Annotated in this window: 22 protein-coding genes; 13 read left to right on the plus strand and 9 right to left on the minus strand. The window is 54.8% G+C overall.

Annotated features, from left to right (window positions below; translation table 11 throughout):
• Window positions 1-10: 10 nt before the first annotated feature.
• On the minus strand, window positions 11-1045 hold the full coding sequence (gene recA / locus HNR64_RS05515; protein WP_204995548.1) for a recombinase RecA: 1035 nt from the start codon (window positions 1043-1045) through the stop codon (window positions 11-13).
• Between the two features lie 222 nt (window positions 1046-1267).
• On the opposite strand from recA, the gene mutS reads away from it, so the two are divergent.
• From mutS to HNR64_RS05535, 4 genes are all read left to right on the plus strand, one after another.
• Entirely contained in the window at window positions 1268-3832 is a 2565-nt protein-coding gene (mutS, locus tag HNR64_RS05520; RefSeq protein WP_239547632.1) for a DNA mismatch repair protein MutS, read from the plus strand.
• 135 nt (window positions 3833-3967) lie between these two features.
• Window positions 3968-4291 carry a ferredoxin FdxA gene (gene fdxA / locus HNR64_RS05525; protein ID WP_027872654.1) on the plus strand — a complete coding sequence of 108 codons (324 nt, stop codon included), beginning with the start codon at window positions 3968-3970 and terminating at the stop codon, window positions 4289-4291.
• A 246-nt stretch (window positions 4292-4537) separates the two neighbouring features.
• Window positions 4538-4765: a hypothetical protein gene (locus HNR64_RS05530; protein ID WP_204995549.1), complete on the plus strand. Its 228-nt coding sequence runs from the start codon at window positions 4538-4540 to the stop codon at window positions 4763-4765.
• Between the two features lie 119 nt (window positions 4766-4884).
• Entirely contained in the window at window positions 4885-6612 is a 1728-nt protein-coding gene (locus HNR64_RS05535) for a potassium/proton antiporter (protein WP_204995550.1), read from the plus strand.
• Between the two features lie 85 nt (window positions 6613-6697).
• Here HNR64_RS05535 and HNR64_RS05540 read toward each other — a convergent pair whose 3' ends face one another.
• The gene (locus HNR64_RS05540) at window positions 6698-7489 is read right to left on the minus strand and encodes an SDR family oxidoreductase (protein WP_204995551.1); all 792 of its coding nucleotides are present in this window, start codon (window positions 7487-7489) and stop codon (window positions 6698-6700) included.
• A 234-nt stretch (window positions 7490-7723) separates the two neighbouring features.
• Between HNR64_RS05540 and HNR64_RS05545 the strand changes: the two genes are divergently transcribed.
• Window positions 7724-8407 (plus strand): TetR/AcrR family transcriptional regulator, encoded by a 684-nt coding sequence (locus HNR64_RS05545; RefSeq protein ID WP_051170802.1) that lies wholly within the window; start codon window positions 7724-7726, stop codon window positions 8405-8407.
• A 7-nt stretch (window positions 8408-8414) separates the two neighbouring features.
• Here the strand turns inward: HNR64_RS05545 and HNR64_RS05550 are convergent, their stop codons facing one another.
• Together HNR64_RS05550 and HNR64_RS05555 are read right to left on the minus strand one after the other, a co-directional pair.
• Window positions 8415-10895: an ABC transporter permease gene (locus tag HNR64_RS05550; protein WP_204995552.1), complete on the minus strand. Its 2481-nt coding sequence runs from the start codon at window positions 10893-10895 to the stop codon at window positions 8415-8417.
• Window positions 10889-11569, minus strand: a complete 681-nt coding sequence (locus tag HNR64_RS05555) for an ABC transporter ATP-binding protein (RefSeq protein WP_204995553.1) — start codon at window positions 11567-11569, stop codon at window positions 10889-10891. The genes HNR64_RS05550 and HNR64_RS05555 overlap by 7 nt, the downstream gene beginning before the upstream one ends.
• On the opposite strand from HNR64_RS05555, the gene HNR64_RS05560 reads away from it, so the two are divergent.
• The gene (locus HNR64_RS05560) at window positions 11544-12206 is read left to right on the plus strand and encodes an arylesterase (protein WP_239547633.1); all 663 of its coding nucleotides are present in this window, start codon (window positions 11544-11546) and stop codon (window positions 12204-12206) included. The two genes, HNR64_RS05555 and HNR64_RS05560, sit on opposite strands and share 26 nt — an antisense overlap.
• Here HNR64_RS05560 and HNR64_RS05565 read toward each other — a convergent pair.
• Window positions 12203-13585, minus strand: a complete 1383-nt coding sequence (locus tag HNR64_RS05565; protein WP_204995554.1) for a class II fumarate hydratase — start codon at window positions 13583-13585, stop codon at window positions 12203-12205. The genes HNR64_RS05560 and HNR64_RS05565 overlap by 4 nt on opposite strands.
• Window positions 13586-13696: 111 nt before the next feature.
• On the opposite strand from HNR64_RS05565, the gene bioA reads away from it, so the two are divergent.
• The 4 genes from bioA to HNR64_RS05585 all read left to right on the plus strand — a co-directional run bounded on the left by bioA (window position 13697) and on the right by HNR64_RS05585 (window position 16984).
• Entirely contained in the window at window positions 13697-15004 is a 1308-nt protein-coding gene (bioA, locus tag HNR64_RS05570) for an adenosylmethionine--8-amino-7-oxononanoate transaminase (RefSeq protein ID WP_204995555.1), read from the plus strand.
• Window positions 15001-15816 carry an ion transporter gene (locus tag HNR64_RS05575; RefSeq protein WP_204995556.1) on the plus strand — a complete coding sequence of 272 codons (816 nt, stop codon included), beginning with the start codon at window positions 15001-15003 and terminating at the stop codon, window positions 15814-15816. The genes bioA and HNR64_RS05575 overlap by 4 nt, the downstream gene beginning before the upstream one ends.
• 25 nt (window positions 15817-15841) lie before the next feature.
• Window positions 15842-16261: a secondary thiamine-phosphate synthase enzyme YjbQ gene (locus HNR64_RS05580; protein ID WP_204995557.1), complete on the plus strand. Its 420-nt coding sequence runs from the start codon at window positions 15842-15844 to the stop codon at window positions 16259-16261.
• A 141-nt stretch (window positions 16262-16402) separates the two neighbouring features.
• Entirely contained in the window at window positions 16403-16984 is a 582-nt protein-coding gene (locus tag HNR64_RS05585; protein ID WP_204995558.1) for a YtfJ family protein, read from the plus strand.
• 28 nt (window positions 16985-17012) lie between these two features.
• On the opposite strand, the gene HNR64_RS05590 is transcribed toward HNR64_RS05585, so the two are convergent.
• Window positions 17013-17513 (minus strand): SRPBCC family protein, encoded by a 501-nt coding sequence (locus HNR64_RS05590; RefSeq protein ID WP_027872665.1) that lies wholly within the window; start codon window positions 17511-17513, stop codon window positions 17013-17015.
• Between the two features lie 91 nt (window positions 17514-17604).
• Here HNR64_RS05590 and HNR64_RS05595 point away from each other — a divergent pair, with 91 nt between their 5' ends.
• A complete protein-coding gene (locus tag HNR64_RS05595; RefSeq protein ID WP_204995559.1) occupies window positions 17605-18423 on the plus strand; it encodes a pseudouridine synthase in 819 nt (272 codons plus the stop codon).
• Window positions 18424-18527: 104 nt separating this feature from the next.
• The gene (locus HNR64_RS05600; protein ID WP_338061813.1) at window positions 18528-20126 is read left to right on the plus strand and encodes a GMC family oxidoreductase; all 1599 of its coding nucleotides are present in this window, start codon (window positions 18528-18530) and stop codon (window positions 20124-20126) included.
• Between the two features lie 2 nt (window positions 20127-20128).
• On the opposite strand, the gene HNR64_RS05605 is transcribed toward HNR64_RS05600, so the two are convergent.
• Window positions 20129-20983: a DUF2971 domain-containing protein gene (locus HNR64_RS05605; RefSeq protein ID WP_204995560.1), complete on the minus strand. Its 855-nt coding sequence runs from the start codon at window positions 20981-20983 to the stop codon at window positions 20129-20131.
• 1 nt (window position 20984) lies between these two features.
• Window positions 20985-21773, minus strand: coding sequence for an alpha/beta fold hydrolase (locus tag HNR64_RS05610; protein ID WP_204995561.1), 789 nt, complete (start codon window positions 21771-21773; stop codon window positions 20985-20987).
• A 52-nt stretch (window positions 21774-21825) separates the two neighbouring features.
• Here HNR64_RS05610 and HNR64_RS05615 point away from each other — a divergent pair, with 52 nt between their 5' ends.
• Window positions 21826-22611: a hypothetical protein gene (locus HNR64_RS05615; RefSeq protein ID WP_204995562.1), complete on the plus strand. Its 786-nt coding sequence runs from the start codon at window positions 21826-21828 to the stop codon at window positions 22609-22611.
• Between the two features lie 14 nt (window positions 22612-22625).
• On the opposite strand, the gene HNR64_RS05620 is transcribed toward HNR64_RS05615, so the two are convergent.
• Window positions 22626-24587: a DUF3604 domain-containing protein gene (locus tag HNR64_RS05620; RefSeq protein ID WP_239547634.1), complete on the minus strand. Its 1962-nt coding sequence runs from the start codon at window positions 24585-24587 to the stop codon at window positions 22626-22628.
• Window positions 24588-24669 lie beyond the last annotated feature (82 nt).

Below are 24669 nucleotides of genomic sequence, written 5' to 3' on the forward strand. Positions count from 1 at the left end.
GGCTGCAACGCTATTCTTCGCTGGCCTCTACACTTTCTTCTGCCTTCTTGGCAGCCGGCTTCGGTAGCAGCTGTTCGCGGATGGCCGATTCAATTTCATTGGCGATTTCGGGGTTCTCACTCAAGAAGCGTGCAGCGTTGGCCTTACCCTGACCAATCTTGTCGCCCTTATAGGCATACCAGGCACCAGATTTATCAACTAAGCCCAGCTTGACGCCCAAGTCGATAACTTCACCCATGCGGTAAATACCACGGCCATACATGATTTGAAATTCAGCTTGCTTAAATGGCGGTGAAACCTTGTTTTTCACAACTTTAACGCGGGTTTCGTTACCAACAACTTCATCGCCCTCCTTCACCGCGCCGGTGCGACGAATATCCATGCGAACTGACGCGTAGAATTTCAGGGCATTCCCGCCAGAGGTGGTTTCGGGGTTACCAAACATAACCCCAATCTTCATACGAATCTGGTTGATGAAAATCACCAGCGTATTGGTCTGCTTGATACTGCCGGTAAGCTTCCTCAGTGCCTGGGACATCAGTCTCGCTTGAAGGCCAACGTGAGAGTCACCCATGTCGCCCTCGATTTCAGCCTTCGGCACCAGCGCGGCGACCGAATCGATAACAATGACATCGACAGAGCCGGATCTAACCAGCATATCGGTAATTTCCAGCGCTTGCTCCCCGGTGTCAGGCTGAGAAACCAGCAAATCTTCCAGGTTTACACCAAGCTTTTCGGCATACTGGGGGTCAAGGGCGTGCTCTGCGTCAACAATCGCCACTGTCTTGCCCAGCTTTTGCGCTTCAGCCATTACCTGCAAACACAGCGTGGTTTTACCCGAAGACTCAGGGCCATATATCTCTACGATTCTTCCAAATGGCAGGCCACCGATCCCAAGGGCAACATCCAAACCCAATGAGCCGGTGGAAACAGAGGGCATAATTTCACGAGAGCTATCCCCCATTTTCATAATTGAGCCCTTACCAAACTGGCGCTCAATTTGCCCTAATGCCGACTCCAGAGCCTTCTGTTTGTTGGCGTCCATAGTTTCTCACCCTTCTTCATGTCGCTAGTGGTCTCAACCACACTTGCGAGGCCGCTGACTAATTACTGTATATATACTCAGTATTATATAAGGCGTTGTCAATCCCTGCTGAAAAAAAGTCCTGCTCGCGACGCTGGCGACACAACGAGGCATTCCGTAAACTTCTCGCTTTTCCCCAGCAAAGTGACGAGCGGAGTTTTCCCTCGGGTTCGGAGAGTGATTATGAATGCAGGCATCGACCTGGCCCAGCACACGCCAATGATGCAGCAATACCTGAAAATTAAGGCACAACATCCGCAGGAATTACTATTTTACCGGATGGGCGACTTTTATGAGCTCTTTTTCGATGACGCAAAACGCGCTTCCGACTTGCTGGATATCACCCTCACCGCCCGCGGAAAATCCGGCGGAAACCCAATTCCCATGTGCGGCGTTCCCTATCACGCCGCGGAAGGCTACCTCGCTCGCCTGGTAAAATATGGCGTTTCCGTCGCAATTTGCGAGCAAGTCGGTGACCCCGCCACCAGCAAAGGCCCGGTGGAAAGAAAGGTCGCACGCATTGTCACCCCCGGAACACTGAGCGATGAGGCGCTGCTCGATGAACGCCGCGACAATTTACTGGTCGCCTGTTGCCGACAAGAAAATACCTTCGGGCTAGCCGTTCTCGATATGAGCAGCGGCCGCTTCAGCGTATCAGAGTTAACAAATGAGCCAGCCTTGCTGAGCGAGTTGCAACGGCTGCGCCCAGCCGAGCTACTAATACCCGAAGATTTTGGCGGCGAGTGGTTGCCAGATTTACCCGGTAGGCGTGCCCTTCCACCTTGGGACTTCGATAGCGAAAGTGCGCTGCGACTGTTGTGTAGCCACTTCCAGGTTCAAGACCTCGCCGGCTTCGGCTGTGACAACCTGCCCGTCGCAACAGCAGCTGCCGGCTGCTTATTGCAATACGTCAAAGATACTCAGCGCTGCGAATTACCCCACATTCGACGACTCCAGCACGATGCATGCGAGCGGGCTGTCGCCATGGACGCAGCCACCCGCCGCAACCTCGAGCTTGATACAAATCTCGGCGGCGGTACCGACAACACCCTTGCCTCCGTGATTGATCGCTGCCAGACAGCGATGGGCAGCCGGCTTCTCAAACGCTGGCTTCATCGCCCGCTGCGCGACCGAGCAGTATTAGAGGCCAGGCGAAACAGTATCGCAGCGCTGATTCAGGATTATCACTTTGAATCCATTCGCGAACAGCTAAAAGCCATTGGCGACCTGGAAAGAATTTTGGCGCGTGTTGCGCTGCGTTCGGCCCGCCCCCGGGATCTTTCTCGCCTGCAGAGCTCCCTTGCCATTTTGCCGCCCCTGCAGCAACTTTTAGCGGCAATTCCCACGGAACATATTCGTGGGATCGCGACAGATATCAGTACCTTCCCAACACTCGCTGAACTGCTACAAACGGCCATTATAGACAATCCGCCTATGGTCATTCGGGACGGCGGCGTCATTGCACCGGGCTATGATGCCGAGCTGGATGAACTACGAAGCCTGAGCAGTGATGCTGGCGAATTTTTGGTGGCAATGGAACAGCGCGAAAAAGAGCGGACCGGACTCAGCAGCTTAAAGGTCGGCTATAACCGTGTGCACGGCTATTACATAGAAATCAGCCGCACACAGGCGGAAAATGCACCAACAGAATATATTCGTCGGCAAACCTTAAAAAATGCCGAGCGCTTTATCACGCCGGAACTCAAAGAGTTCGAGGACCGCGCACTCAGCAGCAAAAGCCGCGCACTGGCGCGAGAAAAAGCGCTCTACGAAGCATTACTGGATCGTTTGAATGAGCATCTAGGTGCCCTACAGCTCTCGGCACACGCACTGTGCGAATTAGATGTGTTAAGCAACCTCGCAGAACGCGCCGTACAACTGGACTTCTGTGAACCGGAGTTTACCGACAATGGTTGCATAGATATCGAACAGGGGCGTCACCCCGTGGTCGAGAGCGTTCTAGACGAACCCTTCATCGCCAACGACCTCAACCTGGATCGCCGTCGCAGAACCCTCATCATTACCGGCCCGAATATGGGCGGTAAATCGACCTATATGCGCCAGACCGCGCTGATTGTTCTGCTGGCCCATATCGGCAGCTTTGTTCCGGCGAAACGCGCCAAGCTAAGCGTCGTTGACCAAATCTTCACTCGCATCGGCTCCTCAGACGACTTGGCCGGCGGTCGCTCGACCTTTATGGTGGAAATGACCGAGACGGCAAATATTCTCCACAACGCCACACAAAACAGCCTGGTGTTGATGGATGAAATTGGTCGCGGTACCAGCACCTTTGACGGCCTCTCGCTTGCCTGGGCCAGCGCTATTGAACTCGCGGACAAGGTCAAGGCCTTTACCCTGTTTGCCACCCACTACTTTGAATTAACGGTACTGCCCGAAACTTACCCCTGCGCGGCCAATGTCCACCTAGGTGTGCGGGAATTCAAAGACCATGTCGTCTTCTTGCACCGACTTGAAGAGGGGCCAGCTAATCGCAGTTATGGCCTACAAGTGGCAAAACTTGCCGGAATGCCCGAAAAAGTCATCTCGGCCGCTCGCAGTAAACTCAATGAGCTGGAACAACAGGCGATCGCTCCGGTGATAAAAACCAGTGGCCCGCAAGCGGATTTGTTTGCCAGCCCCACCCTCTCAGCGGTCGACGAGGCACTGGCGGACATCGACCCCGATGCGCTGACTCCCCGCCAAGCCCTGGAAGCCCTCTATCACCTCAAAGAATTGGGTGATAAGTGATCAATATCGGCTCATCAGTAAAACAAATTATGTACACCTAAATTATTGTTAAGGCTGACGCTGTACCGATATTTTTTCCTGGTGTTACAATGCGCGCTTGCCGATTCACAGTCAGAGAGTAAGGGGCTGACCAAAATGACTTTTGTTGTAGGTGAAAATTGCATCAAGTGTAAGCACACAGACTGTGTGGAAGTATGTCCTGTTGACTGTTTTTACGAAGGCCCGAACTTTCTGGTTATTCACCCAGATGAGTGCATCGATTGCGCACTGTGTGAGCCCGAGTGCCCGGTAGAAGCCATTTTCTCGGAAGATGAACTCCCAGATGATCAACAAGTATTCCTCGAGCTGAATGCCGAGCTCGCAGAGGTTTGGCCGAATATCACAGAAATGAAAGATGCTCCGGCCGACGCAGAAGAATGGGCAGGAAAGCCTGACAAACTCCAGTACTTAGAGAGATAATCACTCTTTGTCTGCTGCGAAAAAGCCCGCTCAATGCGGGTTTTTTTATGCCTGACTCCCGCCCATATTCCTCAGCCTCACCAACGACAAGGGAACAAAGTCGCTGAATTTGCGTCACAGCTACACCATGTCACGACATGGCCAATGCAAAAGAGCTAGCGACAGAAAGACCCATCGTCAGCGTTTGCATAGCGAGGCGCAAGGAACATCGACGCCCGAAACCTAACAACTATGGAGCGTATTCATATGAAGAAATTCACGTCATTCTTTGATCATGTTTTTCTCGGACGAGGCATCTTAATGGTTGCGATAACACTCGGTGGCACAGCTGCTTTAACGGCGTGCGACCGCAACGAGGGCCCTGTTGAAGAAGCGGCTGAAAGCGTTGATGAAAGCTTTGAAAGCGCCAGAGATTCCTACCAAGAGGGCGTGGAAGAGGTTAAAGACGAATACGACGATCACACCACTGAATAAGCCCCTCGCCGGAGAAAGGTCAGCCCTGCTGACCTTTCATATCTTGCCTTTTAGCTTTTGACAGCGCCCCTACACTCTCGCTTTAATTAGCGTTTTCACGCCAACCGAATAGGACTCCCTTGGACGCTGCCAGCATCAACACCCTTTTTCTGATCGGCGCCAGCCTCGTCGCAGCCAGCATCCTCGTTAGCTCCGTTTCCTCACGGCTAGGCATTCCTATTCTTCTCATCTTTTTAGGTGTCGGCATGCTCGCGGGTGAAGAAGGCCCGGGAGGTATTCGCTTCGACAACTTTTCAACCGCCTACCTCATTAGCAATCTTGCCCTGGCGGTTATCCTCCTTGATGGCGGCATGCGCACGCGAATAAGCAGTTTTAGGGTTGCATTGTGGCCCGCCCTGTCACTCGCCACCTTTGGTGTTGTGATTACCGCAGCACTCACTGGCTGGATCGCCACGCTGCTTTTCCCTCTCACCTGGATGGAGGGCCTGCTAATAGGTGCCATCGTCGGCTCCACCGATGCTGCAGCCGTTTTCTCGCTATTAGGTGGTAAGGGCCTCAATGAGCGGGTTGGCGCCACCCTGGAAATAGAGTCGGGCAGCAACGACCCGATGGCGATGTTCCTGACGATCAGTCTTATTGAATTACTGCGCAGCGCCCAACCACTCTCATTTTCACTGGCGGTGGATTTACTGTGGCAGTTTGGCTTAGGAATCGGCCTGGGTGTCGGCGGCGGCTACCTGCTGTGGCGCTTAATCAATAAAATGGAGCTCGCCAGTGGCCTCTATCCCCTGCTGGCTGTTAGCGGCGGCCTGGTTATCTATGCCCTTACCACCGCAGCTGGCGGTAGCGGTATTCTCGCTATTTACCTGTGTGGTTTGGTGCTAGGGAATCGTCCGGTGCGCAACCGCCACGGTATTTTGCATATGTTTGACGGCTTGGCCTGGCTCAGCCAAATCGCAATGTTCTTGGTGCTGGGACTATTAATTACCCCTAGCGAGTTATTTGCAGTGACCCTGCCTGCCCTCGCACTGGCATTGTGGATGATCTTCTTTGCACGGCCGCTCGCCGTATTCACCAGCCTATTGCCCTTCAGGAGCTTTGCCCTGCGTGAACGGGCCTTTATAGCCTGGGTTGGGCTACGCGGTGCGGTACCCATTATCCTGGCGATATTCCCGATGATGGCAGGCTTGGAAGACGCCCAACTCTACTTCAATGTCGCCTTTTTTATTGTTTTAGTATCGCTGTTATTCCAGGGAAGCAGCCTGAGCTGGGCGGCGCGACGCGCCGATGTCGTCGTGCCCGCGACGCCGGCCCCGGTTACGCGCGTTGGCCTTGAGGTACATATCGCCAGTCAATGGGAGCTCTTCGTCTACACCCTGGCTGCGGACAAGTGGTATATCGGTCGGCCATTAAAGCAGCTGCACATGCCCGAGAATACACGGATCGCGGCATTATTCCGCGACCGACAGCTCCTCCACCCAAGCGGCAGCACACTGCTCCTAAGCGGAGATATTCTCTGTGTCATCGCACACGATGCAGATCTGCCTGCCCTTGGAAAGCTGTTTAGCGAGGCGCCAACGCAAGGCTTGGATATGCGCTTCTTCGGCGACTTTATTCTTCAAGCAGATGCGCGCTTAGCCGATATTGCCCAGCTCTATAACTTGAAAGTCAGCGAGAAGAATGCCGGCCTCACCCTCGCGCAATTTTTATCTCGGCGATTGTCCAGCAAACCGGTGTTGGGCGACCACATTCGATGGCAGAACATGATCTGGACGGTCGCCGAGATGAAAGGCAAACGCATCAGCAAAATAGGCTTGCGCAGCGACTCAACTGAGGGCTTGCCCTAGGGCCCGTTTACGCTAGTTACGTTACGCCCGTTGCGGCTAAAAATTGCCACCCCAGCAAGTGCAATTCAATGAATGTGAGCAGGCCCTAGAATAGGGATTTCATCGTTCCGCCATCTACCACCAACGATGAGCCAGTGATGTAACTGGCCGCATCCGACAGCAGAAATGCACCGGCGCGACCGAACTCCTCCGGCTCACCGTAACGCCCGAGCGGAATCAACGCCTCATTGGCGGCCCGTTGCTGCTCCACCGCCACTTCTCTCATCTGCGCCTGATTGGCATCCAGCGACTTTATACGGTCTGTATAGATTATCCCTGGAATCAAATTGTTAACGCGGATTTGGTCAGCAGCCAGGGAACGACTCAGACTCTTTGCCAAACTACTGACGCCCGAACGCATCACATTAGACAACAAGAGAAAATCGATCGGCTCTTTTACCGACGACGACGTCAGCATCAAAATTGCTCCCCCGCCCGCACTGCGCAGGTGAGGAAGGGTTTCCCTCACTAGGCGCACCGCGCTCATCAGGGTTAAGTTGAATGCACTTTGCCAGTCATCATCGGTAAACGCGTCAAAGCCCCCGGGAGGTGGTCCACCAGCATTGACCAAGACCCCATTCACCTCACCAAACTCCTCCACGCCTCGAGCCACCCAAGCGCGAATGCTCTCTGCATCTGTCATATCCAGGCCCGCGCCCACAACGCGGGTGCCGTAACGTTCCGCTAACTGGGCTGCCGATGCCTGCGTTCGCTGCACATCGCGGCTACCCAATAGCAGCGTTGCTCCGGCCTGGGCCAGGTTCTCAGCGATGGCATAGCCCAACCCTTTACTGGCACCCGCCAACAAAAAGACCTTCCCGTTCACACCTAAGTCCATTTCCTCTCTCCTGAAACATGGCACCGCGACAGCGTCCACCCACGCCATAGCGGCCTGAATTGCATCTAAACACCGACAATACCGGCCGTTAAATTATCGAAGTCGGCCACGAAAACCGCCGAATTTCGGGCTTTGTCACGGTTTTGGGGCAAAAATCGCATTTTCGTGAAAAAAAGATGACAAGCCCACTCCCAGCTGTCAACATTGCTGTCGCATCAGCATAGAAGTGACCTTATGGCCAGCAATACATCCTCCAGTTATCACCACGGCAATCTCCGTCAAGAGCTGATGGAGCTTGCAGAAAAACACTTGGTCGAGGGCGGCGTCCGCGACCTGAGCTTGCGTGCCCTCGCCCGCGAAATCGGCGTATCGCAAACCGCTCCCTATCGCCACTTCCGCGACAAAAATGCGCTACTCGCGGCCCTCGCAACAGAGGGCTTTAAACGCTTTTTTGAAATGGGGCGCCCCAGTGAAGAAGAGCCCCGGGCGGACAAAAGCTTACTCTATTTTGGCTTGGCCTATGTGAAGTTTGCCCGAGAGCACACTGAACTATTTCATCTGATGTTCGGCCCGGCACTGCAACCTCGTAACCAATACCCCGAATTGTTTGCGGCCGGCCGCGAGGCGATCTATAAAGTGCGCGCGGGCGTGGAGCGTGGTCTCGCCAACGGCGAACTTCGCCCCTTAGACAACGTTGCATCTATTGCCCACACGGTATGGGCAGCCGTGCACGGCGTGACCACACTGATGCTGGACCACGCGGACACCTATGGCTACCACCGCGACTTGCACCTTCAAGCTGAAAAATCTATGCGCATGATGATCGCAGGCCTCTGCACGGACCCGAGCTACATCTCGACACTGCCTGACGAGTCGACGCACTACCCTCCAGAGTCGGCGCAGAAGGCTTCGGCATAGCTTTCCATCACGCTCCGCGCAGTAACACTGTCGCGGAGCTGCGCAACATTTTTTGACTACTCGTCAACACCAGCAGTGCTAATATGCCAGCCCCTGCCACACTCGCTAGTGGTATTGCCGCCCAATATAGAAGTACTTCTGACTGCATGACCCAGCGCTGAATAAAAAACAAACAAAAATTGGCACCCAGCCCAGCTACCGCCCCGGCCAGTGCGCCCAGCAACGCAAATTCACCGATGACTACCGCGAATAAAAAACGGTTTCTGGCGCCCAAGGTTCGCAACAGCGCGTTTTCCTGTTTGCGGGTTTGGAAACTCAGCATCACATTTGCAGCGCTAATCAGTAAGGCGCTCACCAGCACCAGTAAAAGCACCACAGCCAGTGCACGAGATAGCTGCGCAACCACGCCTTGAACCTGTTTAAGTACTGCGCCAATTTCAATCAGACTGACCGTCGGGTAGCGGCCGAGCAAATCGACCAATAGCGGGCGCTGCGAGTCGTCGAGGTAAAAACTGGTAATGTAGCTACCGGCGTAACTGCGCAACGCGTCCTCTGGAAACAGGAAGTAAAAGTTCGGACGCATACTTGCCCAGTCGAGCTGCCGTAAACTCGCAACCGTCGCGGTTAAATCTCTGCCGCCAACGTTAAAACGTAACGCCGTGCCCACAGTAATATTCAGGCGTTGAGCCAATTCTTGCTCCACTGACACAGGGTTTGTCTGCAACGGCTCAGCAGCCTGGCTCCACCACTGACCGGCGATCAGTTGATTGTCCTCTGGCAGCGCCTCTGACCAACTGAGATTCAACTCTCGGTCCACACCCGTATTTCGGGTTTCCAGGCCCTCGATATCCTGCAATGGCATGTTGTCGATTTCTACGAGGCGACCACGAACCATTGGATACAAGCCCGCGTGGTGAATACGGCGTTCAGCGAGGAAGGCCTCCAGCGGCTCGACATCACGATCGGCAATATTGATCAAAAAGTAGTTGGGCGTGTCCTCAGCCACCTGTTGCTGCCAGTCCTTAAGGAGTAATTCCCGTAACAGCAGTAAACTCACCAACACCATCAAGGCAAGGGCGATGCTGGCAGTTTGAAAAGCGTTGGCGTAACGCCGCCGATAAATGCTCGACACAGCCAGGCGTTGAACACTGCCCGGCAGTCGACGGCTGAGGCGACGAATACCTGTCAGCGCCATAAGCACGACGCCAGCCGCCGCCACAAGTAACACTGAACAACCCAGCATCAGCGCAATGACCAGTGAGAGATCTCCGCTATACCAGTACATCAGCAGCCCTAAGCCCGCAGCCCCGGCGGCAGTCGCAAGGCGAACCCCACCCTCGAGCGATTCATCGCGGCGCAACACGTGAACGGGCGATACGCGGCTCAAACGCACTATCGGTGGCATGGCAAAGCACAACAGGCACAACGCTGCACTGACAATAGCCATCCAAAGCGGTCGCAAACTTCCAGCCGGCGGGGTTGCAGACACCAGGTCACTGAGGCTGACAAACAACAAATATTGCACCGCAACGCCAACCAAGCCTCCCAGCACCGAGGCAAGAAGCAATACCAGCAGTAACTGCCGAAGGTAGTGCAGTAAGATATATCGCCGACTCGCCCCCAATGTTTTCATTAAGGCCACCGCGTCAATGTTGCGCTGGCCGTAGCGCTGGGCCGCCAGCGCAATGGCCGCCCCCGCCAGTGCCAAGGTAAGGCTAGCAGCCAATAGAAGGTACTCTTCTGCGCGCGCCAAAGCGCTGGCCAGCGCTGGCTGGTTGTCTTCGATATTCAGCCACTTTTGCCCCGGCAACAAACTGGCGCTGAGAGTTTGCCGATATGCCGCGAATGCCGCGTCATCGCCGGCAAAAAGATAGCGGTAGTCCACAACGCTCCCGGGCTGTACCACCTCGGTGGCACCCAGGTCTTCCAGATTCATTAGCCCACGAGGGCCGTAGATATTCAACGCAGAACTGCGGTCGGGCTCATCAACCAATACCCGCGTTGCCACTAGCGCTTTTTCCCCTACCTCAACGGTCTGACCCAGGGTAATACCGAGCGTCGCCATCGCCCGTGAATCCAGCCAAACCTCCCCTGCCAATGGCCCGTGCTCAACCCCCTCCCCATCGGCAAACATCTGCTTGGCTGCGCGAAGCTCGCCCCTCAATGGGTAGGATGCGGAGGCCGCACGCATAGACACCAGCAACATCTCTTCACTGGCATAGACCATTGTGCGAAACGCCACAAGCTGCGCTGTGCGCAGGCCCTCAGAGCGCGCGTTATCCAGCCATTGCGGCTCAATCGGTCGCGGGCTGGTCAGCACATGATCTGCAGCCAAAAAGGTGCGACTTTGCGTCGCCATCGTCGCTTGTAAACGTTCTGAGAAACCGGCAATACCACTAACGCTGGCGACCGCTAGGCTAAGGGCGATACACAATAGGCCCAGCTCGCCACCGCGCCAGGAGCGCAGCCATTGCTTGAGCATCAACATGGGCGTTGCCGCGGTAATTCTGACAACTCACCATCGTACATTTCAAACACTCGTTCGCAGTGGTCTGCCAAGCCCTGCTCATGGGTCACCAGTACCAATGTAGTGCCTTTGTCTCGGTTCAAGCTGAACAGCAGCTCGGTGATATGTGCGCCGGTTTTCGCATCAAGATTGCCGGTAGGTTCATCGGCAAACAGGATCGCGGGCTCACTGGCAAAAGCGCGCGCTATCGCTACCCGTTGCTGTTCACCACCGGAGAGCAGCCGCGGATAGTGGTGCTGCCGATGTCCTAACTCCAGCTCCTCAAGCAGCGTTGACGCGCGCTGACGCGGCGCTTCCATGCCCGCCAACTCTAGCGGCAGCATCACATTCTCCAGTGCCGTTAGTGAGGGCAGCAGCTGGAAGGACTGAAACACAAACCCCACCGAGCGTGCCCGCAGCGCCGCCCGTTGATCCTCACTCATGGACGCCAAAGACTGGCCTTGAAGCAGAACATCACCTTCGCTCGGCGAGTCCAAGCCTGCCAATAAACCGAGCAACGTAGACTTCCCCGACCCAGACGGCCCAACAATTGCCGCGCTCTGCCCCGCCTTGATTTCGAGATCGATCCCTTTCAGTATTCGTAGCTCGCCATCACCACTGGGGACTGTCTTGCTGAGCTTTTCAACTTTTATCATTCGCCTTCCTGTACTGCATTTGCTGGTCGTCGCCTGCGGCTTTGCGTTTAGTGTATCGCTCCATGCTCAAGACCGCAGTAGCCCGCGACTACTTATTCTTGGTGATAGCCTCAGCGCCGCCTATGGCATGGCACCTGAAAAGGGTTGGGTCGCCCTACTGGCCCGCGACTTAGCCGACAGTGCAACCATTATTAATGCCAGTGTTAGCGGCGAAACGACCGAAGGAGGCCTGCAGCGTTTGCCAGGTTTACTGCAAGAACATGCCCCCGACGTCGTGGTGCTCGAGCTGGGTGGCAACGATGGTTTGCGGGGCTACCCACTAACACGTGTACGCAACACGCTGAGCGAAATGATCACCCTGAGCAGAGAAAGCGGCGCAAAAATACTCCTTGTGGGAATGCGCATTCCGCCCAACTACGGGCGGCGCTACAGCCTCGGGTTTGAGAACATCTATCCGGCATTGGCCGAGGAGCACACGCTGCCGCTTGTGCCCTTTTTACTCGAAGGCATCGCCGGGAACGCCACACTAATGCAGAATGACGGCATCCACCCCAACGCCCAGGCACAACCTGCGATGGCGGCTACGGTGGGCGATGCACTTCGTCCAATATTGATGGCGCTGGAGGAAAAAAACTAGGCGTGTAAGCCTCCTCGAGTAAGCCGCTCCGGGTCGAGATAGCCTAATAATTCCTCGCGGGAATATGTCGTCATCTCTTCGGCAACATCGAGGATATCGCGCTGTTCGCTGTATGCTCGCTTTGCAATCTCAGCCGCCCTCAAATAGCCAATTAGCGGGTTTAACGCCGTTACCAACACCGGGTTTTTAGCCAGAGCAGCCTGTAAATTGTTGTGATTTACCTGGAAATCAACAATGCATTGATCGGCCAGAGCAGTGCATGACGACGCCATCACATCGATACTCTGCAGCAGGTTATAGGCAATCACCGGCAACATAACATTCAACTGAAAATTCCCCGACTGCCCTGCCATGGCAATGCAGGCATCATTGCCGACCACCTGCGCACAGGCCATCGCTACCGCTTCGGGAATCACCGGATTAACCTTACCCGGCATAATACTGCTACCCGGTTGCAGCGCCCGCAGCTGAATTTCGCCTAGTCCTGAGAGCGGCCCACTATTCATCCAGCGCAAGTCATTACTGATTTTCGTCAGAGCCACCGCCAGCGTTTTCAATTGCGACGATGCCGACACCGCCGTGTCCTGACAGGAGATACCCTCAAAAAAATTATTGTTCGGCCGGAAATCGGTATGGGTGTTGCGAGAAATCACCTCGCAAAATGCCGCCGAAAAGCCCTGCGGCGCATTCACACCGGTACCGACCGCCGTGCCGCCCTGGCTTAACAGCCGCAATTCCGACAGGACATGCTGCAGACGCGCCTGAGCTTTCTCAAGCTGACAAGACCACGCCGACATCTCTTGGGCAAGTGTCATCGGCATGGCATCCATTAAATGTGTTCTGCCCGTTTTGACTACGCCTGTCATAGCACCAGCGCGTTCATCAATCGTCGCCTGCAAACGCTTCACCGCTGGGATCAATATTTCCTGTAGCTTAATGGCAGCGCTGCAGTGTATCGCTGTCGGCACCACATCATTGCTGCTCTGGCTCATATTCACGTGGTCGTTGGCACTGATGGACAGGCCAGACATCTCACTCGCGAGGGTCGCCACCACCTCATTCACATTCATATTTGTACTGGTACCCGAGCCAGTCTGAAACACGTCAACGGGAAATTGGTCGCGAAATTCGCCCGCCAATACGCGGTCCACTGCTTGGATAATGGCCTGACTAATCTCGGCGTCCAGCACGCCCAGCTCGGCATTGACCTCAGCAGCCGCACGCTTGATATGTAATACCGCGTCAATAAAGCTGTCGGGAAGTATCAGCGAACTGATCTGAAAGTTGTCCAATGCCCGCTGGGTTTGGGCGGAAAACTTGGCATCCGCCGGCACGCTGACGTCGCCCATGCTGTCGGTTACCACACGAAATTGGCTCATCTGCTGCCTCCAATCGAGTTATCGCAATGGCCTCCAGTATCCCTACCACGCTCGGCAGATGCAAAACGCGGCGTCAGCTTCTAGAATAGCTGGCCAGCAACGGAGACCGCTATGCACGACTACAGCAATATCGACACAAGCACTTGGCTCGCTTGGGATCGCGATCATATCTGGCACCCCTATGCGTCTGCGCTATCCGCGCCAGAGATGTTCCCGGTTAAATCTGCCAGTGGTGTTGAAATTGTGTTGGCGGACGACAGGCGCTTAGTCGATGGCATGTCATCTTGGTGGTCGGCGATTCACGGCTACAATCATCCCGTGTTAAACGACGCCGCACAGCGTCAGCTGGCAGACATGTCCCACGTTATGTTCGGCGGCCTGACCCACGCCCCCGCGGCAACACTCGGCAAGCGGCTGGTCGACCTGACGCCGCCACCCCTGCAGCGAGTATTTATTTCTGACTCGGGGTCAGTAGCGGTTGAAGTCGCGATCAAAATGGCGCTGCAATACTGGATCGCCAAGGGGCGGTCAGCAAAGCATCGACTTATCGCGCTTCGCAATGGTTATCATGGCGATACCTTTGCCACGATGGCAGTGTGCGACCCGGTAAACGGTATGCACCATTTATTCAGCTCAGTGTTGAGTCAGCAACTGTTTGCAGAGGCGCCACAAACACCATTTGGGCAGGCAGCCAGTGATGGCGATATGGCCTCGGTGGAAGCGCTGCTTCGCGAGCACCACGGCGACGTTGCGGCCGTTATTGTCGAACCCATCGTGCAAGGGGCTGGCGGCATGCGATTTTATTCTGCCGACTATTTACGCCGCCTGCGCGCGCTATGCGACCGCTATGATGTATTGCTGATTCACGACGAAATTGCTACCGGTTTCGGCCGTACAGGTAAACTTTTCGCCTGTGAGCACGCCGACATCAGCCCCGACATTATGTGCGTTGGCAAGGGGCTGACCGGCGGTTATCTAAGCCTTGCTGCTACCCTGTGCACTGAAGACATTGCCCAAGGTATTTGCCAGGGTGAGGCTGGCGTATTTATGCACGGCCCGACTTTTATGGGCAACCCTCTGGCTTGCGCCATCGCCAATGCCAGCATCGACCTGCTGCTTGCCAATGACTGGCAGGGCAATATCCAGCGTATCGAGCAGGGATTAAAACAAGGCTTATCACCGGCCAGCGAGATCCCTGGCGTTGCGGATGTGCGCTGCCTCGGCGGCATCGGCGTGATTGAAATGACCGAACCAGTGACGATGGCCTCTATTCAGCGCCGCTTCGTCGATCACGGTGTTTGGATTCGGCCCTTTGGAAAACTCATCTATACCATGCCGCCCTACATCATTGACGACGAGCAACTGGCATTCCTCTGCCGGGAGATTATCGCGGTTATTCGTGAGGAACAGGCACAATGACAGGCGATACCTTCAAGGAGCGCCTTCGCGAGATTATCTTCGGCACAGAGCCAGGTCTGGGCAGGAACTTCGACATCGCGCTTATCATCGTCATCATTGCGAGCGTTTTAGCCCTATTTTTGGACTCCGTGGAGCCCCTGCATGCCGCCTATGGCGAGCTTTTTTACACTGCAGAAATCGCCTTTACCGTGCTGTTTAGTATCGAGTACCTAGCGCGAATATACTGCTCTGTAGACCGAAAACGCTACATCACCAGCTTCTACGGCATCGTCGATCTGCTAGCGACACTGCCCACCTACCTGGCGTTAATTTTACCCGGCGCCCAGCATTTGCTGGTGATTCGCATCTTTCGCGTACTGCGTATTTTCCGCGTGTTTAAGCTTTTCAAGTACATGTCTGAGGCGAATATTCTGGTACGTTCGATCAAATCGTCGCGCCACAAAATTACCGTGTTCTTCATCACCGTCGTCACACTGGTCATCGTCTTTGGTTCTTTGATGTATTTGGTCGAAGGGCCTGAAAATGGCTTCACGAGTCTGCCGCAAAGCATCTACTGGGCCATCGTCACCGTCACGACAGTCGGCTACGGTGATATTGTTCCCCATTCGCCCCTGGGGCGCGCCATCGCAGCGATGGCAATGGTTACCAGCTACGCCATCATAGCCATCCCAACCGGGATACTCAGCGCGGAGCTCGTGCAAGAAAACCAACGTCAGGCAGGGTTAAAGCGTTGCACGTCTTGCCAACAGGGCAACCACGAACGCGACGCCATTCACTGCAAATACTGCGGTGAATTGCTGCCTGAGCAATGAACTGACACTTCGAGATTCGCGCGCTATGTGGATACAACGAACGATTACTCTGCGCGCGAAAGCGCGTGGCTTTCACCTCATCGACAATGAGATCATCGCGCAACTGCCGGAAATATCACAATTATCTGTCGGTTTATGTCAGCTGTTTATTCAACACACCTCGGCGTCATTAACGCTTAACGAGAATGCCGACCCCACAGTTCGTAGCGACTTTGAGTATTTTTTCTCCCGCTGCGTTCCGGAAGGCGATACCCACTACCAGCATACCGATGAGGGCTGCGACGATCTTCCAGCCCATATTAAAGCCAGTCTATTGGGCAGTAACGTGACAATACCCGTGAGCGAGGGACGGCTTGCCTTGGGTACTTGGCAAGGTGTGTACCTTGGAGAGCACCGCAACAGAGGTGGCCAACGCCGCATTGTTGCGACACTTTTTGGCGAATAATGGGTCTCAGTGGAGGTCTCAGCCAATTCAGCCTCGGTTCAGATACGAGGCCGATAATGTGAACTAAGCGTCATCATTGCAACGTGGCTGCTATGCTATTCTGCCGCGCATTGCTTTAACTACTATTATAAGGATCGATTCATGTTGCGTTTATGGAAATCTGTAGCCGTCTCACTGGCTCTGCTTGGCAGCAGCTTGGGTATGGCACTGGAAGTTGGCGGCAATTTACCTACGCTGGACGTGCCAAGCCGCGGGGAGCTGGTTATGTCGGGCGATAAGGTGAGCTTCAGCCCTTGGTCTAGCACCAGTATCAGCACGGGCAGCCCAGCACTTATTTTTCACATGCCTGCGCGCATGTCATCAGATGCCGCGATTGCCCCCCTTCGCGCACGGCTGGAAGCCGGTGAGTATCCCACTGAGAGTTTCCAATCAATTTCCGTGGTCAACCTTGATGACGCACTGTGGGGAACCTCTGGCTTGGTCGCTGGTGAGCTCGCCAAGAATAAGCGCGCTCACCCCCAAGCTGTGCTCGTTGCCGACGATGCTGGACGCGGGCTAAAGGCCTGGCAATTAAAGTCTCGAACCATTGCGGTTATTTTGCTCAATGCCGAGGGTGAAATTACTTACCTGAAGGAAGGCGAACTGTCGCAGGATGATATTGACACCATTATCGCAAAGCTGGACGCCGAAATTGCCAGTGCGGAGCGTGTTGCGAACAACTGAGTTAGGTCGTAAAAAAGCGCGCCATGTATCAATTGGCGCGCTTCTCCAATAAGCGTTTCAAGTTCTTGAGCATCATTTTCACACCAAAACGCATCACAGGGCTGAAGACGGGTAGGAATACCTTACTAAAGCCCTTTGGCTTCATCGCCATTGTCCACCGCACGCGACAGCGGTTATCCGCCAATTCGTCCACTTCGTAGCGCTCGGCAAAGGACTCTATATTGTCCCGGGTAGCGTGTGTGAAACAGAATGCCATTTCCCTGCCCCGCTCCCAGGCAATAAACTCTTCGAAACCCGTCAGCCCGCCCATCATATATACTGTACGAGTCGTCCCGATCCCGAAAGGCCTCGGCGAGGTCCACTCCACGCGCTGGATCGGCATTGCCCAACGGGGCCAGTCATCGGCATTTTCAAAAGATGCAAAGACATCTGCCGCGCTGACACCGAACTCTACCTCAGCAACGTACTTAAACGGTGCTGATTCAAAGAAGGTCATATCCACGGCTTGACACAAAAATTTTTCTGCCACTTATTATCTCCGCTGATTTTTCTGGCATACGTAGTAGTAGATCGGGAAATCTACCCCGCCCAGCCACTAGCGACAAGAAAACCTAGGGAAAATGACAAACTCTTCATCAAACTCGCAAGATAAGGAACCAAAAAGTGCAGAAAACGCGATCGAGCAACTGCCGCTGCTCTATCGCGACGACGATATTGTTGTGGTGGACAAGCCCTGCGGCCTGCTCGTTCACCGCAGCCCAATAGACCGGCGAGAAACGCGCTTTGCCTTACAGATACTCCGCGAGCAGCTAGGGCAGTACATCTACCCCGTTCATCGCCTGGATAAGCCCACCTCAGGGGTGATGGTTTTTGGCCTGCACAGCGAGAGTGCCTCGGTATTAGCCAAACAGTTTGCCCAGCACCAGATCCGCAAGGCCTACCTAGCGACAGTTCGGGGTTACGCCCCCGCCAGTGGCTGCATCGATCACCCATTGCGGGCAGACCCCGATCGCTATGCGGGAAGAGCGGAGTTTGGGGACGCCAAGCCGGCCATTACCCACTATCAGTGTCTGGCTCAGTACGAACTTGATGCCTGCATCGAAAAATACCCTCAATCGCGCTACTCATTAGTGCTCGCCCAGCCGCTGACCGGGCGGCCCCACCAGATTCGCCGACACATGAAGCATATCGCCCACCCCATTATTGGTGACGCCAAGCACGGCCGCGGTAGGCATAACCGTTATTTTGCTGAGCATTTAGCCTGCCCTCGCCTGTTACTGCACGCCATGGCCCTGGAGTTCAGCCATCCCGCCAGTGGCGAACGGCAGCGCTTTGTATCGCCGTTAACGGGTGCCTATGCGGCATTAGTGAAGGCGTTTAACTGGCAGACAGCGGTGAACACCGCCGAGCATAGACTTGGCTGGCCGAAGGTTACATAATTATAACTTAACCTTATCGCCCATTCCCTCTACGCTAGTGGGAATAACTTGACCGGCCCCAGCGCCCGAACACCAGTAAAACAATAACGCGAGGCAAACTCACTGTGACTAAGCTCTATGACTACATTATTGTCGGCGCCGGCTCCGCTGGCTGCGCCCTGGCCAATCGCCTCAGTGAGGACGGCCAACGCAATGTCCTGCTCCTAGAGGCAGGTGGGAAAGACAGCAATCCTGTTATTCATATGCCACTGGGTTTTGCCTTCACTATGAAAAACCCCAAATTCAGCTGGTGCTATGCCAGTGAGCCTGAGCCTCATATGAATGATCGCCGCATTGACCAGCCCCGTGGCAAGGTGCTCGGCGGTTCCAGCTCAATCAATGGCATGGTCTATATCCGCGGTCAGAAAGAAGATTACGACCATTGGGCGGCCCTGGGTAACACCGAGTGGAGCTATGACAAACTGCTGCCTATCTTTAAGCGCAACGAGGCCTATGTGGGCCAATGCAGTGACGAATACCACGGGCGCGACGGCCAACTCCACGTCGATGACGTGCAAGACCACTACGAAATGGCGGATCTCTACGTGAAAGCCGCGCAGGAAGTGGGCATCCCTTACAACCCTGATTTCAACGGCGAAACTCAGGAAGGCGCAGGGTTTTATCAAGTGAATATTCGCCGCGGCCGCCGTCAGAGCACCGCGCGCACCTATCTGCGCAATGCCGCGAAGCGCAGCAATTTGACGATTGAAACCAACGCCCTGGCGAGCCAGATTATTTTCGAAGGTCATCGCACAACCGGTCTTCGCTATTTGAAAAATGGTAAGGATGTCACCGCTCGCTGCCGGGGAGAAATCATTTTATGCGGTGGCACAATGAACTCACCGCAGCTGTTAGAACTTAGCGGTATCGGCGATGCCGAGCTGCTGCGCCAGAAAGGCATTAAGTCCGTGCACAATTTGCCCGGTGTCGGTGAAAATATGCAGGATCACCTCACCGTGAACACCCAGCGCTCCTTCGAGGGGCTGCGAACGTTCTACGAGGACTCACGCCCGCTGCCAATGATCGGCAACTTATTCAAGTTCTGGTTTAAGGGCAAAGGCATGCTGGCGCATCCCGCCTCGCAGGTTGGTGTTTTCTTCCGCACCTCGGACGACGTCGATCGCCCCGACGCGCAGATTCACTTCACCCCCGCCGCCGGTGATCAGGACGAAAACGGCCGCATGCTTACCGTGCCAGGCACCACGGCGACGGTATGCTATCTGCGACCAAAGAGCCGCGGCTGGGTGCACATTCGCAGCACAGATCCAACCGAGCCACCGGCATTTATTCACAACTACTTAGCGGAAGAGGAAGATCGTCAAAAGATGATCGCAGCGATTCGCAAAACGCGTGAAATTTTTGAGGCTCCCGTCTTCGACTCCTGGCGCCGTGAAGAGCTTGTGCCCGGCCCTGAAGTACAAAGTGACGAAGAGATTCTTGAGTTTGTGCGCAACACCGGCGAGTCTGTATACCACCCTGTTGGCACCTGTAAAATGGGTAACGACGACATGGCCGTGGTCGACCAACACCTCAAAGTACATGGCGTTGAAGGCCTTCGCGTTGCCGATGCATCCGTGATGCCAACAATTATTTCCGGAAACACCAACGCAACTTCAGTGCTGATCGGCGAGCGCTGCGCCGACTTCATCCTCTCCGGCCAGTAGGCCTAGCGCTGGCGGTAGGGTATCTGGCAATAGTCGATACCCTCCGCTGGCTGAATACCGTGCTTCAGCAGGCACATTTTCAGCGAGTTCATCGACAAACTAATATTGGGCGTTGGGCCCAAGTAAACATGATCGAGAGCCATTGCTTCACCCTCTGATGAGGCCAGTGCAAACTTCATATACGGCACCAGCATACTCCGGCCTTCTCGAAAGAAAACCTCTGCATTGGGGTAGTTGGAAATTACTGGCGAAACCAAACGCCACTCCTGCTCTTCCTCAAACGAGGGGTGCTTCAAAATGGCGGCGATACGCAGCAAGTCGGTTTCCAGGTGAGCAAATAAGCTCGGGAAATCCTTCTGCTCCCCTTCTCCGGCCAACAGCTCAACACCGTCGATAATTTCTGCTATCAAACTATGCTGCGCGCTCGGCGCATAGACACAGCGCCCCAGGTTAAAGCTCTGGCTGCTCGCGCAGCGGCGAATAAAGGCAGCATTGAAGCCGAGACTTGCGCCTTTACCTACAGAGCTATACCCACGCCATTGGCTCAGTAAATTGCCATTAGAGCGAAACGAAGCACCAAATAAAATATGGCCATTGGTAATACGGTGCTGCACCCAATCGATAAAGGCATTTAGCAGCGCGGGCTGATCATGCCCTTGGCGAATTCGCAGCTCCACCTCGCGCTTCACCAAATCAGCGGTATGCCTTAGCTCCGCAGAATCATTCATGTAGCGTATGTCGCTGGCCCACAGCACACCGCTGCCCAGAATGCCCAAAACGCCGCTCAACGACGTGTAATGGTAAAGCGTGTCCTGTGGTTGCTCTGCGTATAGCTGCGCACTAATGGCATCAATCATGTTAGGTCTCAGCCAAAAAGCCAGACACCAGCGCATTGAATTCACGCGGCTTTTCGGCGTGCAGCCAATGCCCTGTTCCCGCTATGGTTTCGATGCGACTGTCGGGAAACTGCTTCATAATTCCCACCCGGTTCTCATCAATAATGTAGCGAGAGTTCTCTCCGCGGATAAATAGTGTCGGCCCCGCGTAGGGCTCTGCAGCGGGCGCATCACGCAGTAAATCGTAGCAGTCTGCAATTACCGAAAGGTTCATGCGCCAGGCCCAACCCTCGCCTTCGCGCACTAGGTTTTTCAGTAAGAACTGTCGTATGGGTAGCTCGGGCACGGCTGCTTGAAGCTGCTCGTCGGCATGCTCTCGGTTACGCAGCGCGCGCAAGTCCATGGCCAATAAACCCTCAATAATGGCATCGTGGCCGCGCCCATAGCGAACCGGTGCAATATCGGCGACCACAAGTTTCTCTACCAGGTTGGGCTGAGAAGCCGCCAATTGCATCGCCACCTTACCACCGAGGGAGTGGCCTAGAAACGTCGCACTTTGCACCGCCAGCTCGTCGAGGGTTTTGGCCACATCCTCAGCCATACTGGGAATATCCATATAGTCTCGGTGAGGAGACTTACCATGGTTGCGCAGATCCATGCGAACGACTCGGTAGTTGGGCTCCAAGTGGCGTGACAGGGTCAATAAATTGCTGGCCGAGCCAAATAGCCCGTGCAATAGCACGACGGTAGGCCCCTCACCCCGCGACTCGCTGTGCAGCACCGCCGCTGCATTTTTTACTTCACTTCTCATGCTCTGATCCGGTTGCTAGAATGCCTGCGCATTCAAATAAATAGGTGTTACTGTGAGAATTTTGCTTCCGATAGTTGCTGCAGCAGGACTGTTGCTCGGTGCCTGCAGCTCCGTGAGCTACAACCCCACTGTGTTCGATTTCTTTATCGCCAAAGACGCTATGGCTGCGAAACCAGTGAAAAAAGTGATTGTTGCCAGTGTCAATGTCACCGGTGAACCCACCCGCTCCATGTTACGGGACAGCGTAACGAAAATCGATTCGATGGTGGTGGACTACCTGCAAGAAAATGGCTTCGAGATCGCACCTCAACATTTATTCAACAATGCCTGGCAGCAGGCCCTGCTGAACTTCGGTGAATTCTACGACCCCACAACGGGCAAAGTCGACCAACAGGGCTGGCAGCAGGTAATGGCCAGCACTTTTCAGAGCCTGCAGGCACATAAAGATATCGATGCGATCGTCTTTACTGACCTAATCGCTCACGACGTGCAGCACAGCACGGGCATGAAACACTATGCCCGCTGGTATGGCGTTACCCGCGAACCTGCCACAGAGGGCGCAAGCGCCAGTGTTCCGGTTGATTTCAATTGGACTCAAGTGATCAAGGGCGCGAGCTTAGTGATTACTCTCTACAGCACCGAAGGGCAGCCGCTGTTCGCCAGCCGCGGTGGTTTGGATACGCTGCATGCGATCGACTCTCGCAAGAGCCAGAAAGGCTTCGTGCGCCGTAAAAAAATCCTTGGGAACAGCAGCCGTATCCAAGAGGGTATTGAACTCGCCTTTCACCCATTAATTGTTATGGATCGCTATCCGGCGCCGCCCAAAAAGCAGCCTTGAATAAGGCACTCCACTTAGCTGCCAGAGGGAGCTTGCTGCGTGGTCACCCACACAGGCGAGCTCCATGCTCGCTCTTGTATTTGACGTCGGTGATCATCACGGCAGCAGCTTTCATAGCCGGGTGAAATGGTGTCCGGCTGGCTGCAGTCTACTTCGGCCGCCACGCACAGCTGCTGACTCCACCGGCAACGGGGCACTTCGACGGCGCGAGCGTAGTAGTAATGGCGCGCCTCTGGGTCGAAATCCGGATCCTGCCATACCGAGCACAGCTGTGCGGCGCCACTACCCTGCGTTTGGCAGCTGTTTATGTCTACTGTCGCCGGTTTTCCCGAGCTGGCAATATCAATCACTGTTTCTGAGCGCTGCCCCGCGCTATCAACACTGCCTTTTACAATCTGTAGAGTTTGCAGCGGTAAGCCAGGCCGCTTCGCTGTGCCGGGGTCCATTGCGGCCATCACCGCAATACGGGGGGCCGATGATGAATTAAGCTGGAGCTCCCCTCCCATGGGAACGCCGATTTCATAACCCACTTTGGCAAAATCCGTGCGCTCACATAAATCGCTGGGGAGCTCCTCGCCCGCAAAAACTCTCAGGGCGATACGCGGACCACTGGTCGCATAGACCTCGCGCCTTAGCAAGGCATCGAATATGGCGTCGCGACTATTCTCTTCTGCCCATACCGCCGCAAGACCACCCGGATTAAACTCGATATCATCGGGCAATCCCGGCGGCACACTTTCACCCGCTGGCATACCAGCCCCACCATGCCCTAGGAATTCTTCCTCACTCACCGCTCCAGGCGCAGAAATGTGGGTGTCGCTGCTGGCGATAAAGCCAAAAGCCAGTGGATTGAGCCCCGAGTCGCTGGAGTTGGCGTACGCCAGGCCATCGCGCAATACCTCGCGCAAAAAACCGGATTTTGGCCCTGCCGGTTCACTCAACGAAGGGGAAAGCTTGCCGAGAAACTTACTGCGAAAGCTGCCATAAGGTAATTGTTCGAAGCCGCACAGCTCATCCTCAGATTGCAGCGGATCGTAGTAGCACTCGGAACTGCCCTTGTGCTGCATAATTTCTACAACGCGCTCTAAACGCGCTCTCTGCGCCTCTCTACTTGGGTCGTTATTTCCCTCTTCGTTCAAGGCAAACATATAGCCATCACTCAAATTACTATTGTGAGGAATCACCAGCACTTCACAGTTTTTAAGGGCGCTCGCTTTGCCACATTGCGCATCGAGCCCATCCCACAGTTGTGGGGCACTGGGGGCATCGATAAAGGAAACCGGCAACGCTGGCACACTGGCATTGCGAAAAATAATATTGCGATGGAGGTTGGCGAGATTCTCGGCCGCCCCCGTCCACTCATAGGCCACGAAAGAGGTAAATTCACAGTCATCACTGCGGTCGTAAGCCACTTCAGCTGAGGTTTGAATGTCTTGCCAGGGGCGCAAGGCCGCCTGTCGACAGTATTCGCCATCTTCACCACAAAAGCCTAAGCGACCGGCCATGGCCGCTTTGGTATTGAACAGAAAAAATGCCCCGCGAGGCCAACCGCGATACAAACGACATTGCCAACTGCCATAGCCGCGTTGTGATGGGTCCAAGCAAATATCGCGCTCGCCAAATAACTCGGCGTGATCTGTCACCGCCGCGAAGTCCAGAGGTCTCTCTAGCTGCAACTCCCTCAACGCCTCGCCATCGGGGAGCCAGGGCTGAACGGGTAGACGGCCACCTTTTGCAAAACGGTAGGCATCGGCGGGAGAGGTTCGAGTACCTTGAGTACTTGCATCCAGGGAGTACTTGGTGTGTACGTGCAGATCACCAAAAAGTAACTGCCGTTCGGGCTGCCAGTTTTTGCAGCGGGGCTTTGTAACCTGATTCGTGGTGGAGGTGTCCAGGTTTGCAATCGGCTGGGTATAGCCCTGTTGACACAGCATGAGAGCACAAACACTCAAAGCGGCAACTATTATTCTTTTCATATTAGCCATTCCGGGTGGTAAATGACCATTTTGCGCCAACAGCCGATGGGCTACATCCTCCATCCGGCCTAGCCAACTGCCT

The organism is Spongiibacter marinus, assembly GCF_016906995.1.
Taxonomy (GTDB): Bacteria; Pseudomonadota; Gammaproteobacteria; order Pseudomonadales; family Spongiibacteraceae; genus Spongiibacter; species Spongiibacter marinus.